The 12,606-nt window shown below is 69.2% G+C and carries 10 protein-coding genes; 6 read left to right on the top strand and 4 right to left on the bottom strand.

Annotated features, from left to right (window positions below):
• The first annotated feature begins 186 nt into the window (after positions 1-186).
• The 3 genes from hemA (at position 187) to ispG (ending at position 4,080) form a co-directional block, all read left to right on the top strand.
• Entirely contained in the window at positions 187-1,410 is a 1,224-nt protein-coding gene (gene hemA / locus J3P31_RS07195) for a 5-aminolevulinate synthase (RefSeq protein ID WP_210527751.1), read from the top strand.
• A gap of 118 nt (positions 1,411-1,528) precedes the next feature.
• Positions 1,529-2,875, top strand: coding sequence for a helix-turn-helix domain-containing protein (locus J3P31_RS07190; RefSeq protein ID WP_210527750.1), 1,347 nt, complete (start codon positions 1,529-1,531; stop codon positions 2,873-2,875).
• Between the two features lie 71 nt (positions 2,876-2,946).
• Complete coding sequence (gene ispG, locus J3P31_RS07185) at positions 2,947-4,080, top strand: flavodoxin-dependent (E)-4-hydroxy-3-methylbut-2-enyl-diphosphate synthase (RefSeq protein WP_210527749.1); 1,134 nt, start codon at positions 2,947-2,949, stop codon at positions 4,078-4,080.
• Positions 4,081-4,097: 17 nt separating this feature from the next.
• Here the strand turns inward: ispG and J3P31_RS07180 are convergent, their stop codons facing one another.
• Both J3P31_RS07180 and J3P31_RS07175 read right to left on the bottom strand, forming a co-directional pair.
• Positions 4,098-4,625 (bottom strand): rhodanese-like domain-containing protein, encoded by a 528-nt coding sequence (locus J3P31_RS07180; RefSeq protein ID WP_210527748.1) that lies wholly within the window; start codon positions 4,623-4,625, stop codon positions 4,098-4,100.
• A 152-nt stretch (positions 4,626-4,777) separates the two neighbouring features.
• Complete coding sequence (locus J3P31_RS07175; RefSeq protein WP_210527747.1) at positions 4,778-5,527, bottom strand: DsbA family protein; 750 nt, start codon at positions 5,525-5,527, stop codon at positions 4,778-4,780.
• Between the two features lie 165 nt (positions 5,528-5,692).
• Between J3P31_RS07175 and J3P31_RS07170 the strand changes: the two genes are divergently transcribed.
• Positions 5,693-6,904, top strand: a complete 1,212-nt coding sequence (locus tag J3P31_RS07170; protein ID WP_210527746.1) for an N-acetylmuramoyl-L-alanine amidase — start codon at positions 5,693-5,695, stop codon at positions 6,902-6,904.
• A 12-nt stretch (positions 6,905-6,916) separates the two neighbouring features.
• Here the strand turns inward: J3P31_RS07170 and J3P31_RS07165 are convergent, their stop codons facing one another.
• Both J3P31_RS07165 and J3P31_RS07160 read right to left on the bottom strand, forming a co-directional pair.
• The gene (locus J3P31_RS07165; protein WP_210527745.1) at positions 6,917-8,062 is read right to left on the bottom strand and encodes a globin-coupled sensor protein; all 1,146 of its coding nucleotides are present in this window, start codon (positions 8,060-8,062) and stop codon (positions 6,917-6,919) included.
• Positions 8,063-8,152: 90 nt separating this feature from the next.
• Positions 8,153-8,758, bottom strand: a complete 606-nt coding sequence (locus J3P31_RS07160; protein WP_210527744.1) for a class I SAM-dependent methyltransferase — start codon at positions 8,756-8,758, stop codon at positions 8,153-8,155.
• Positions 8,759-8,904: 146 nt separating this feature from the next.
• Here J3P31_RS07160 and J3P31_RS07155 point away from each other — a divergent pair, with 146 nt between their 5' ends.
• Together J3P31_RS07155 and prfB are read left to right on the top strand one after the other, a co-directional pair.
• Positions 8,905-11,409, top strand: a complete 2,505-nt coding sequence (locus J3P31_RS07155) for a penicillin-binding protein 1A (RefSeq protein ID WP_368373033.1) — start codon at positions 8,905-8,907, stop codon at positions 11,407-11,409.
• A gap of 63 nt (positions 11,410-11,472) precedes the next feature.
• Complete coding sequence (prfB, locus tag J3P31_RS07150) at positions 11,473-12,600, top strand: peptide chain release factor 2 (protein WP_210527743.1); 1,128 nt, start codon at positions 11,473-11,475, stop codon at positions 12,598-12,600.
• Positions 12,601-12,606: the final 6 nt, after the last annotated feature.

The raw sequence follows: 12,606 nt of genomic DNA, 5'->3' as shown, positions 1-12,606 counted from the left end.
GCCCGGCAAAGGCTAGGACGCGGCCGGTCCGGCGGCAACGGCCCCGCAGGAGGGTCCGGTTTTCCGACCTTTGGAGGGGCGACGAATTGTGCCATGGCTCTCTGGGACTATTTGATCTAGAGCAAGGACCCGGCGAAAGGGATGTCCTACATCCCGGCCGGCAAGCTTACGGCAAGGATCTGATCCGTGGATTACGACGCCCAACTCGACGCAGCGCTCGACCGTCTTCACCAGGAAGGGCGCTACCGCACGTTCATCGACATCGCGCGCGACAAGGGCCAGTTTCCCCACGCTGTCTGGCACCGTCCCGACGGGACGGAGCAGAAGATCACCGTCTGGTGCGGCAACGACTACATGGGCATGGGCCAGCACCCCGTCGTCCTCGAAGCCATGCACGAGGCGCTGGACGCCGTGGGCGCGGGCTCGGGCGGCACGCGCAACATCTCGGGCACCACGGTCTACCACAAGCGCCTCGAGGCCGAGCTGGCCGACCTGCACGGCAAGGACGCGGCGCTGCTGTTCACCTCGGCCTATATCGCCAACGACGCGACGCTGAGCACGCTCAAGGTCCTGTTTCCGGGCCTCATCATCTATTCCGACGCGCTGAACCATGCCTCGATGATCGAGGGGATCCGGCGCGGCGGCGGCCTGAAGCGGATCTTCCGGCACAACGACGTGGCGCACCTGCGCGAGCTCCTGGAAGCCGACGATCCGAAGGCGCCCAAGCTGATCGCCTTCGAGTCGGTGTATTCGATGGACGGCGACTTCGGCCCGATCCGCGAGATCGTCGAGCTGGCCGAGGAGTTCGGCGCGCTCACCTACCTCGATGAGGTTCATGCCGTCGGCATGTACGGCAAGCGGGGCGGCGGCGTGGCCGAGCAGCTGGGCCTGATGCATCGGATCGACATCATCAACGGCACGCTGGGCAAGGCGTTCGGGGTGATGGGCGGCTACATCGCGGCCAGCGCCAAGATGTGCGACGCGATCCGCTCCTACGCGCCGGGCTTCATCTTCACGACCTCGCTGCCGCCGGTGATCGCGGCCGGCGCCGCGGCTTCGGTCGCGCATCTCAAGACCGACCAGGCGCTGCGCGAAAAGCATCAGACCCAGGCCAGGATCCTCAAGACCCGGCTCAAGGGCCTGGGGCTTCCGATCATCGACCATGGCTCGCACATCGTCCCGCTGATCGTGGGCGACCCGGTGCACACCAAGATGATCTCGGACATGCTGCTGTCCGATTTCGGGATCTATGTCCAGCCCATCAACTTTCCGACCGTGCCGCGCGGAACCGAGCGTCTGCGCTTCACGCCCTCGCCGGTGCACGGATCGAAAGAAATGGACGCGCTGGTGCGTGCATTGGACTCGCTCTGGAGCCATTGTGCGCTAAATCGCGCCGAAATGGCGGGCTGACATCACGATCCCATGATGCAGGCCCGCAACGGGCGTGATACTCTCGCCACAAATGGCCCCCGTGGTTCTCGAATCATGAATGGGGTCTTTGGGGCGGGACGGGACGTGGGGCAAGTTCATGATCGGGCGAGGCTATCTGCGCGGCAAGGTGGCTGAGGAGCCGGACTCGAAAGGGTTCGACGCCTTTGAACTCCGTTTGGGCGACCTCATGCGCGGGGAACGCGCAACGATGGGCAAGTCGCTCCTGGATGTTCAGCGCGAGTTGAAGATCAAGGCCGCCTACATCGCCGCCATCGAGAATGCCGATCCCTCGGCGTTCGACACGCCGGGCTTCATCGCCGGCTACGTGCGCTCCTATGCGCGCTACCTCAACATGGACCCGGACTGGGCCTTCGAGACCTTCTGCCGGGAATCGGGCTTCTCGACGGCGCACGGCATGTCCGGTGCGGCGTCGACCCTGCGCCCCGTGCGCGAGGAGAAGCTGCCGGTGGCGGGCTTGGGCAAGGACATCTTCGCGGGGCAGGGCGGGCCGTTCCTGCCGGGCTCCACGGGCGCCCTCGCCAATGTGGAGCCGCGGGCGGTCGGTTCGGTCCTCGTGCTCGTGGCCCTGCTGTCGGGGCTCAGCTACGGTGGCTGGGTGGTCCTGCGCGAGATCCAGAAGGTCACGCTGGCCCCGGTGGAACAGCCCCCCACGGTGATTGCGGACGTGGACCCCCTGGCTGGCGGCTCGCGGTCGGAGGCCGAGGATCAGGCCAGGTTCGCCTCGATCGAGGTCCCGTCGGCCGAGGCGCTGGACCGCCTCTACCGGCCCGAGGCCCTGGACGTCCCGGTGCTGGTCCCGCGCGACGGCCCCATCGCGGAGCTCGACCCGGCGACCGTCGGCACGATGGGTCCCGGCACCCCGAACGTGACGGTCAGCGTGTCCCCTGCCGATTTGACGGCGGTGGCCCAGGCTGCCGTGCCCTATGGCCCGCCGCCCCCGCCCGGGACGGACACGACCGGGGTGGAACAGGTGCTCGCCGGGGTGCTGGGCGCCACGCCGGCCGATCCGAACGCCGTGCAGGTCACGACAGGACCCGCCCCCAAGGTCGAACTCGTTGCCGTGCGCGACGCTTGGGTCCGGGTGAACGCGCCGGATGGCTCGGTCCTCTTCGAGGGAATCCTCGGGCCGGGCGACACCTTCGAGGTGCCGGCCACCGAGGATCCCGCCAAGCTGCGGGTCGGGGAATCCGGCGCGCTCTACATGGCGGTGAATGGCGTGCCCTACGGTCCGGTCGGCCCGGCCGGGCAGGTCACCTCCAACGTGCCGCTGGGGGTCGGGGACATCACGTCGACCTATGCCCAGGCGGACCTGACCCAGGACGAGGAGCTGGCCCAGTACGTGGCGGTCGCCTCGGCCGCCCAGACCGCGCCGGGCGCGCTTCCTGCCGGAGCCGTCCTGCCGGGGTCCGACCTGACCGAGTGAGGCAACGCGCCCCGTTGCGGGCGCGAGCCGCGGCGATTACCTGTCGGCCGTCCCCGACAAGGAGCCCCGAGATGTCGCACAACCCTGTCCGTCCCTGGCGCAGCATCGACCGGCGCCCGTCGCGCCGGATCATGGTGGGCTCGGTTCCCGTGGGGGGCGGCGCGCCGATCTCGGTGCAGACGATGACGAACACCCTGACCACCGACGTCGCGGGCACCGTGGCGCAGGTGCTGGCCGCCGCCGAGGCCGGGGCCGACATCGTCCGGGTGTCCACGCCGGACGAGGAATCGACAAGGGCGCTGCGGGACATCGTGCGGGAAAGCCCCGTTCCCATCGTGGCGGACATTCACTTCCACTATCGCCGGGCCATCGAGGCGGCCGAGGCAGGCGCGGCCTGCCTGCGGATCAACCCCGGAAACATCGGCTCGGCGGAGCGGGTGCGCGAGGTCGTCAAGGCCGCGCGGGATCATGGCTGCTCCATGCGGATCGGGGTCAACGCGGGCTCGCTCGAACGACATCTGCTGGAGCGCTACGGCGAGCCCTGCCCGGAGGCGATGGTGCAGTCGGGCCTCGATCACATCAAGATGCTGCAGGACGAGGATTTCCACGAGTTCAAGATCAGCGTGAAGGCCTCGGACGTGTTCCTCGCCGCGGCCGCCTACCAGCAGCTGGCCGACGTCACCGACGCGCCCATTCACCTCGGGATCACCGAGGCCGGCGGGTTGATGTCCGGCACGGTCAAGAGCGCGATCGGGCTGGGCAACCTTCTGTGGATGGGGATCGGCGACACGATCCGCGTGTCGCTCTCCGCCGATCCGGTCGAGGAGGTGAAGGTCGGCTTCGAGATCCTGAAAGCCCTCGGCCTGCGGCATCGGGGCGTCAACATCATCTCCTGCCCGTCCTGCGCGCGGCAGGGCTTTGACGTGATCAAGACGGTGGAGGCGCTCGAGAAGCGGCTGTCCCACATCAAGACGCCCATGTCGCTGTCGATCATCGGCTGCGTGGTGAACGGCCCCGGCGAGGCGCTGATGACGGATGTCGGCTTCACCGGCGGCGGGGCAGGGCACGGCATGGTCTACCTAGCCGGGAAGCAGAGCCACCGCATGGACAACGACCGGATGATCGACCACATCGTCGAGCAGGTCGAGGCCAAGGCCGCCGAGATCGAGTCCGCCCGCGCGATGAGCGCCCAAGCCGCCGAATGAGGCGCAGATCCGGCCGGTCAGTCGGCCGGAAGGCCCATCTGGTTCCATGGCATCCGGCGCAGGCCGTTCGCGAGCCCGCAACGGCCGGTCAGCCCTGACCGGATCAGGGCGAGGCCCGCCAGGGCCGACAAGGCCAGGCATCCCGGGTGCACCAGTTCGCCCAGGGCCAGCCCGAGCAGGGACAGGGCACCCAGGGCCAGTTCGACCTGCCGCGCGAGGCCGATCGCCGGACCGCCATCGACGGCGACCGGCAGGCCGGCCCTGCGCCAGGCCTGGATCCCGCCTTCGAGCCGGAAGGCCGCCGCCGTCGTCAGGCCCCTGAGCCGCCGTGCGTGATCGAGGGTCTCGACGCCACAATCGCAGAGAAAGATGACGGCCGGCACGCCCCGTGCGCCGATCCGTCGCGGCAGTTGGCTGATCGGGGCATGAAGCGAACCCGGAACATAGAAGCGCCGCCGTTCGTCCTCCTCGCGGATGTCCACGAGAAGGGCCCCGCGGTCGAGAAGGCGTCTGGCGTCGGCGCCATCGATCGGAGCGAGGGTCATGGGACAGCAATCCTGGTTGGCCGCGAACCGTCCGGGTCCGAGGCAAGATAGTCACGTCGCCGGCGGGTTCGGGACCCACGCCCGGCCCCCGCGGGCCGATGCACGTTTAGGTAGAGCCAGGAGGGCCCGCAACTATCTTTTAGGGCAGGTGATCAGCCGGCGCGTTCATCGGCGACCAGCGCCTGCATGCTCGGAAGCGGGACATAGCCGCGGACCATCTGGTCCCCCATGACGAAGGTCGGCGTCCCGGAGATGTTGAGCTTCTGGGCAAGGTCATGGTTCTGGGCGATGACCTCGGTCACCTCGGCCGCATCCATCCGGTCAAGGATCGGCGCCGGGTCGAGCGCGAGGCTTTCGGCCAGGCGGCTCAGCGAGTCGGGGGTGACGTCGGTCTGCATGAGCATCAGCGCGTCGTGCACGTCCTTGTAGGCGTCGTCGCCATGGATCTGCTGGACCGCGATCGCGAACCGAGAGGCGAGTTCGCTCTGGGGGCCGAGAATCGGGAACTCCTTGAGGACGAAGCGGATGTTCCCATCGCCTGAAACGAGGTCCTCCACCTCTTGGAAGGCCCGGCGGCAGTAGCCGCAGCGGTAGTCCATGAACTCCACCACGGTCACGTCGCCGTCGGGATTGCCGCCCACCCAGGAATGTCCGTCCGAGGTGATGGCCTCGATATGCTCCTGCACGAGTGACTGATCCGCGGCGACCTGCCGGTCCGCTTCCCGCTGCTCCAGCACGGAGATCGCCTCGGTCAGCACCTCCGGATGCTCCAGCAGGTAGTCGCGCACCTCCCCCCGAAAGGCCTCGCGCTCTTCGGGCGTCATGGCGCCAAGATCGAGGGCGGCAACCGGCAGGGCCGTGACGGCGAGGGTGGCGGCAAGGGCAAGACGGCGGATCGGCATGGGGCGGCTCCCTTCAGGATTCCACGATCCTGCGCACAACGGGCCGGGATTTCCAAGTGGCAGGCCGGCCCTCACGGAGGCTTGAGCCAGGACGCCGGCCGGGTCTGGCATTGACGGAGCCGATGATCGAGGGGACAGACCAGGGCAGGGGACGCGGAGGGGCGAATGGGATTCGGGCTTGGAACGCTTTGCCGCGCGGCCGTGCTGGCTGCCCTGGCGGGTCCGGTCGCGGCCGAGGGCCTGGGCGGGCTGGCCCATGTCGACCTGGGCGGGAGCCGGGTGGAGGATTGGGGCCGCGGGATCGAGGTCACGCTGTCGCTGTCGCAGGCCGTGCCATGGAAGGTGTTCACGCTGGATGCGCCACGCCGCCTGGTGATCGACTTCCGCACCATTGACTGGACGGGTGTGGATCCCGCCGAACTGCTCGAGCCGGGGAATGCCACGGCCTTGCGCGTCGGAGTGCCGCGAGCTGGCTGGTCGCGGCTCGTCGTGGACCTGGACCGTCCGCTCGCGGTGGCGGAAGCGGGCATGACCGTGAACGCCGGCGATGGAACGGCCCAGCTCCACTTGACGATGGAGGTGACGGACGAGGCGACCTTTACGGCTTCGGCCGAGACATCGCCGGAGGCGGTCGCGGCGCGGTCCGGAACGGCCGCCGTGCCCGCCGCGCCGGACGACCGGTTCGTCGTCGCCATCGATCCCGGCCATGGGGGCATCGATCCGGGCGCCGAACGGGAGAACCTGCGCGAGGCCCAGCTGATGCTGTCTCTCGCCCGCGAGCTGGCCGATGCGGTGGCACGGGCCGGCATGGTCCCCGTCCTGACCCGTGAGGACGATGTGTTCGTTCCCTTGCAGGCCCGCATGACCATCGCCCGGCAGGCGGGTGCGGACGTGCTCCTGTCCCTCCATGCCGACGCGCTCGAGCAGGATGACGCGTCGGGCGCGTCGATCTACACCCTGACCGAGGAAGCCGTCGGCCAGGCCTCGGAGCGCATGGTGGAGCGGCACGAGGGCGGCGACCTGCTTTCGGGGCTGGACCTCAAGGGGCAGGACGACACCGTGGCGACCGCGCTGATGGATCTGGCGCGGCTCGACACCACCCCACGCTCCCGCAACCTTGCGGCCGCGCTGGCCGCCGCGCTTCCCAAGGCGGGGGCGCCCGTCAACGACCATGTCCTGCGCCAGGCCCCCCTGGCGGTGCTGAACGCCGCCGACTTTCCGAGCGTGCTGATCGAGACCGGCTTCCTGTCCGATCCGTCGGACCGCGCCCGGCTGTCCACGGCGCAGGGACGGGCGCCGCTCGTGGCCGGGATCGTCGCCGCGCTGCGGTCCTGGTCGGATGCCGAGGAGGCGCGGGCCCCGCTCCTCCGCCGATGAGGGCCGATCGGGTCAGCTGGCCCGGCGCAGCTGCACCGGCTGCGGTCGCCGGCGCGGCGGGGGGGCCGGGGCCTCATCCTCGAAGGCGCTGCGGCTCATCCGGTCGAGCCGCTGCATCACCTGGTTGATCTGGTCGGAGCTGTCCGTCTGCTCCCGGCAGGCCGCCGAGATTTCCGCCACCAGGGACGAGGTGAGCTGCATCTGGGGGACCACCTCGGCCACGCGGGTCAGGCTTTCCTCGGAGATGGCGACGGCCTCGGAGGCGAGCGTGCTCATCTCGGAGGCGGCGACGGCCGCCCGCTCGGCCAGTCGCCGCACCTCGGACGCGACGACCGCGAAACCACGTCCGTTGTCGCCCGCGCGGGCGGCCTCGACGGCCGCATTGAGCGCGAGGAGGTCGGTCTGACGGGCGATGTCCTGAACGATCCGGATCTTCTCGGCGATGAGGCGCATGGCCCCGGCGGAGCGGTCGACGGCCTGGCCGTTCTCCTCGGCCCCGGCGGAGGTGGATTTGGCGAGCTGCTCGGCCCGGTTGGCGCATTCGGCGGTCTGGCGGACGCTGGCGGTCATCTGCTCCATGGCGGAGGACACCGTCTCGATGGCGCGGGCCTGTTCGGTGGCCAGGGCGCAGCGCGCGGCGTCGGCCCGGTCGCGTTCCGCTTCGATGGCGGCGATGTAGGACGAGATCGCCAGATCCATGTCGAGCATCACGAGCCGGATGACGAGACCCAGGGTGGCCGTCGCGTCCGCCTCCCGCCGTTGGCGGCGCAGCCGGCCGCCGCGGGTCAGGGCGGGCAGCATCGCGCCGACCATCCGGCTGAGCACCAGGGCGTAGCCGCCGAGATACCATTGCGGCTCCAGGCCGATGCGGGCGTGGGCGAGGCCGACCTGCCGGGCGCGTTCGAGGTAGTCGGCGTCAATGCGGGCCGTCATGAGCCGGTCCCAATGCGAGGCCTGGGCGGCCTTGGTCCGGGACATGTGGTCGGGCGAGGAGAAATGGCGCGCCATCGCGGGCACGCGGCCCAGGTGATCGTAGAAGGCGCCGACCGCCGACCGGACGGCCGCCTTGAGCAGCGGTGCCCGCCGTTGCGCCAGGGCGACGTCATCGGGGCCGAGTTCAAGAAAGGCGAGTCGGTCCGCGAGCGTCGTGTCGTCCATGGTTTCGGCTACTTTCCTCTTGGGGTCGCACGAGGTTGATAGCCCATCAAGGTTAACGCCCGATTGACCACGATCGGGAATTCAGGCCTGCTACAGGCGGCGGGCCATCCAGATCGTGTGACCGGCGCAGGAGGGCTCCTCGGGCCAGTAGCCCAGCTCCTCGAAGCCATGCTCGGCGAAGAGGGCGCGATACTCCTCGGGGGCGAGGCTCGCGTGGTAGAGGGGCGACTCGCCGATCCGGCCGATCGGCTCGCCCGCGGCGGGGCCGGTGGTCACGAGCAGGACGCCCCCCGGCGCCAGATGGCTGGCCAGAACCGCGAAGGTGGCCCGCTGGTCGTCGGGCGACAGATGGAAGAAGCTGTCCCAGGCGATCAGCAGGTCGAACGTCTCGGTAAGGCGCAGGGTCCGCATATCGGCATGGAGCGCCACCGCGCGCGGCACCACGCGGGCAAACAGCTCGATCATTGGGCGCGACGCGTCCACCCCGGTCACCATGCACCCCCGATCGAGGAGATACTCGGCGATGGGGCGCCCGGCGCCGCAGCCCAGGTCGAGAACCCTGCGCCGTCCCCGCGCGTGCGGCGCGATGGAGAGCGCCCGGTCGATCCAGGGCCGCTCGACCAGCCGGCGGTCCCGCGTCGCGGCCCAGGCCGGACCCTCGCGGTCGTAGGTGGCGATCACGTCCTCGGGCTTCATGCCCCCTCGCTTGTCCAGGGCGGGCGCGCACGCCCTCGTGACGACCCATCGGGCGCAACGGCGCCGAATGCAAGGCATCGGCTTTTGACCCTTGGCCGGGCGCCGCCTATAAGCATCCCATTCCGCGGGCTTGAAGGACCGGACCCTTGCTGCGATTCGTCATGTCCTTTTTCGGGGGCATCTTCTCGATGCTGACCCTGGGGCTCGCCATGGGCGCCATCACCATGGGCGCGATCTTCTTCATCTATGGCCGGGACCTCCCCTCAATCGAGGTGCTGTCGCAGTATACGCCTCGAACGATCAGCCGAGTCTACAGCGCCGAAGGTCAGATCATCGACGAGTTCGCCACCGAACGGCGGCTCTTCACCCCGGCCGAGGAGATCCCGGACCTCGTGAAGCACGCCTTCGTCGCGGCCGAGGACCAGAACTTCTACACGCATCCGGGCTTCGACGTGCGCGGCATGGCCGCCGCCGTGGTCGAGGCGGTGCGGTCGCGCGGCCACGATCTGCGCGGCGCCTCGACGATCACGCAGCAGGTCATGAAGAACTTCCTGCTCGATGGTTCGCGGTCGGCGGAACGCAAGATCAAGGAGCTCATCCTCGCCACCCGGATCGAGAAGGCGATGAGCAAGGACGAGATCCTGGAGCTTTACCTCAACGAGATCTTCCTGGGCGAGAACTCCTACGGGGTGACCGCCGCGGCGCTGACCTACTTCAACAAGCCGCTGACGGCCCTGTCTGCCGGGGAGGTCGCCTACCTCGCCGCGCTGCCCAAGGAACCTTCGCACCTTCATCCGGTCCGCGAATACGACGACGCGGTCGAGCGGCGGAATTACGTGCTCCGGCGGATGTTCGAGGACGGCTACATCGACGAGCCCACGCTGAAGTCCGAGCAGGCGGCGCCGCTCCGGACGGTGCAGTCCGGCGACTATCCGAGCTTCCGGTCGTCGCTGCCGCCCCGCGACTACTTCACCGACGAGATCCGGCGGCAGCTGTCCGCCAACTTCGGGGAGGAGGAGTTCTTCTCGGGCGGGCTGTCCATCCGGGCGACCATGGACCCCGATCTGCAGGTCGATGCGGCCCATGCCCTCCAGCGCGCGCTGGAGAACTTCGACCGCGGCCTGGGCAAGTGGCACGGCGTGGTGGCCAGCCTTCCGGCCGATGTCCTGGGCGACGAGGCCGAATGGCGCCAGGCCCTGGCCGCGACCGAGGCCCCGCGGGACATCACGCTCGACGGTCGCTGGTATCCGGCGGTCGTGCTCGAGGTCGGCGACCAGGAGCTGAGGCTCGGGATCGAGGGCGACCACGACGAGCCGCCGGTCGTCCCGCGCGCCGACATCGACTGGTTCCCCGGCAGCTTTGCCGACAACTTCACGCCCGGCGACGTGGTCCTGGTCCGCAAGATGACGGGGGACGGCGGAGCCTTCCTGCGCTGGACGCTCCGGCAGGTGCCGGAGGTCGAGGGCGGCTTCATGGCGATGGACGTCAACACCGGGCGCGTGCTGGCGATGCAGGGCGGCTTCTCGTACCAGTCCTCGGTCTTCAACCGGGCCACGCAGGCGCGCCGGCAACCGGGATCGAGCTTCAAGCCCTTCGTCTATGCCGCCGCGCTGGATTCGGGATACACGCCCGCGACCATCGTCGTGGACGCCCCGATCGAGATCAACACGCCCCAGGGGCTGTGGGTGCCGCAGAACGCCTCGAACCAGTACTACGGGCCGACGCCGCTGCGGACGGGCATCGAGCAGTCGCGGAACCTGATGACCATCCGCCTGGCCCAGGAGGTCGGGATGGATACGGTCGCCCAGTACGCGGAACGGTTCGGCGTCTACGACGACATGCAGCCGTTCCTCTCCAACGCGCTGGGGGCGCAGGAGACCACCCTGTTCCGCATGGTGGCCGCCTACGCCATGTTCGCCAACGGCGGCGAGAGGGTGGAGCCCACGCTCGTGGACCGGGTGCAGGACCGCTATGGCCAGACCATCTACCGCCACGACCAGCGGATCTGCATCGACTGCGGCCAGCCCACGCTGCCGGCCGGGCAGGCCCCCCACATCCAGAGCGACCGCCAGCGGATCATGAACGCGGTCACGGCCTACGAGCTCACCTCCATGATGGAGGGCGTCGTCCAGCGCGGGACCGCTGCCAAGGCCATCAACCTGCCCGTTCCGATCGCCGGCAAGACCGGCACCACGAACGAGGCCAAGGACGTGTGGTTCATCGGCTTCTCCTCGAACCTGGTGGCGGGCTGCTACATCGGCTACGACACGCCCCGGTCGATGGGTGGCGCCTCGGGTGGCGGCGTCTGCGCGCCGGTGTTCCAGGAGTTCATGGAGCAGGCCGTCCAGCGCTACGGCGGTGGCCCCTTTGCCGTCCCGCCGGAATGCACGTTCATCAACATCGACCGGTTCTCGGGCGCGCGGTTGCCCGACGACGCGACCGGCGACAATGTCGTGTCCGAGTGCTTCCGCGCCGGCGAGGAGCCGATCTTCGGCGTCACCTTCGACGGCGGCTTCGAGATGGCGGGGGACCTTCCTCTGGTCGACGCGGTGCGGGCCTCGTCGCGCAACGTGACGACCTCGACCGGCGACACGGCCACGGTCGGCCCCAAGGCCAGCTTCGGCACCCTGACCTCCGGCGGGCTTTACTAGGCCCGCCTTGCCCGGCCCGGTGGGTCGGGCTATGACCCCGCGATCATCCCGGGAGACCATTCCATGCGCACCGAGACGCAGAACACCGTCGACGCGATCCGCACCTCGATCGACCTCGTGAGCCGCCGCATGGACCGCGAGACGGCGACGCACCGCCTCGAGGAGTTCAATGCCCGCGTCGAGGATCCCACGCTCTGGAACGATCCCGAGGCGGCCCAGAAGCTGATGCGCGAGCGTCAGGTTCTCGTGGACAAGATCGGGACCGTGGACGCGCTGGAACGCGAGCTCAACGACAACATCGAGCTGATCGAGATGGGCGAGGCCGAGGGCGACGAGGAGATCGTCGCCGAGGCCGAGGCCGCCCTACGCGCTCTCAGGGACCGGGCCGCCGCCAAGGAGATCGAGGCCCTTCTCGACGGCGAGGCCGATGCCAACGACACCTTCCTCGAGATCAACGCCGGGGCGGGCGGCACCGAAAGCTGCGACTGGGCCTCGATGCTGGCGCGGATGTATGTCCGCTGGGCCGAGCAGCACGGCTACAAGGTCGAGCTCCAGGCCGAGACGCCCGGCGAAGAGGCGGGCATCCGGTCGGCCACCTACAAGATCATGGGCCACAACGCCTATGGCTGGCTCAAGTCCGAGTCCGGCGTGCACCGGCTCGTGCGGATCTCGCCCTACGACAGCGCGGCCCGGCGGCACACCTCTTTCTGCGCGGTCTGGGTTTATCCGGTCGTCGACGACAACATCGAGATCGAGGTGCAGGACAAGGACATCCGGATCGACACCTACCGGTCGTCCGGGGCCGGCGGGCAGCACGTCAACAAGACGGATTCGGCGGTCCGGATCACCCACTTCCCGACCGGGATCGTCGTGACCTCGTCCCTCAAGTCCCAGCACCAGAACCGCGACATCGCCATGCAGGCGCTGAAGTCCCGGCTCTATCAGCAGGAGCTCGAGAAGCGGAACGCGGCCATCAACGCCGCCCACGAGGCCAAGGGCGACGCCGGATGGGGCAACCAGATCCGCTCCTACGTCCTCCAGCCGTACCAGATGGTGAAGGACCTGCGGACCGGCTTCGAGACCTCGGACACGCAGGGCGTGCTCGACGGCGATCTGGACGGCTTCATGGCGGCCACGCTCGCGCAGGACGTCGCCGGCAAGAGCCGGGCCGAGGCGCTCGCGGAAGATTGACGGCGG

Source organism: Rubellimicrobium arenae, from assembly GCF_017916275.1.
GTDB classification, from domain to species: Bacteria; Pseudomonadota; Alphaproteobacteria; order Rhodobacterales; family Rhodobacteraceae; genus Rubellimicrobium; species Rubellimicrobium arenae.
Note: the sequence above shows the minus strand (reverse complement) of the source record. Positions and strands in the feature narration are given on the sequence as shown.

Coding starts and splice junctions, on each gene's coding strand:
- J3P31_RS07165 (WP_210527745.1), bottom strand. CDS start 8,062: ATGGACGACACGACGCTCGCGGACCGACTCGCCTTTCTTGAACTCGGC.
- J3P31_RS07180 (WP_210527748.1), bottom strand. CDS start 4,625: ATGACCCTCGCTCCGATCGATGGCGCCGACGCCAGACGCCTTCTCGAC.
- J3P31_RS07170 (WP_210527746.1), top strand. CDS start 5,693: ATGGGATTCGGGCTTGGAACGCTTTGCCGCGCGGCCGTGCTGGCTGCC.
- prfB (WP_210527743.1), top strand. CDS start 11,473: ATGCGCACCGAGACGCAGAACACCGTCGACGCGATCCGCACCTCGATC.
- J3P31_RS07190 (WP_210527750.1), top strand. CDS start 1,529: ATGATCGGGCGAGGCTATCTGCGCGGCAAGGTGGCTGAGGAGCCGGAC.
- J3P31_RS07160 (WP_210527744.1), bottom strand. CDS start 8,758: ATGAAGCCCGAGGACGTGATCGCCACCTACGACCGCGAGGGTCCGGCC.
- ispG (WP_210527749.1), top strand. CDS start 2,947: ATGTCGCACAACCCTGTCCGTCCCTGGCGCAGCATCGACCGGCGCCCG.
- J3P31_RS07175 (WP_210527747.1), bottom strand. CDS start 5,527: ATGCCGATCCGCCGTCTTGCCCTTGCCGCCACCCTCGCCGTCACGGCC.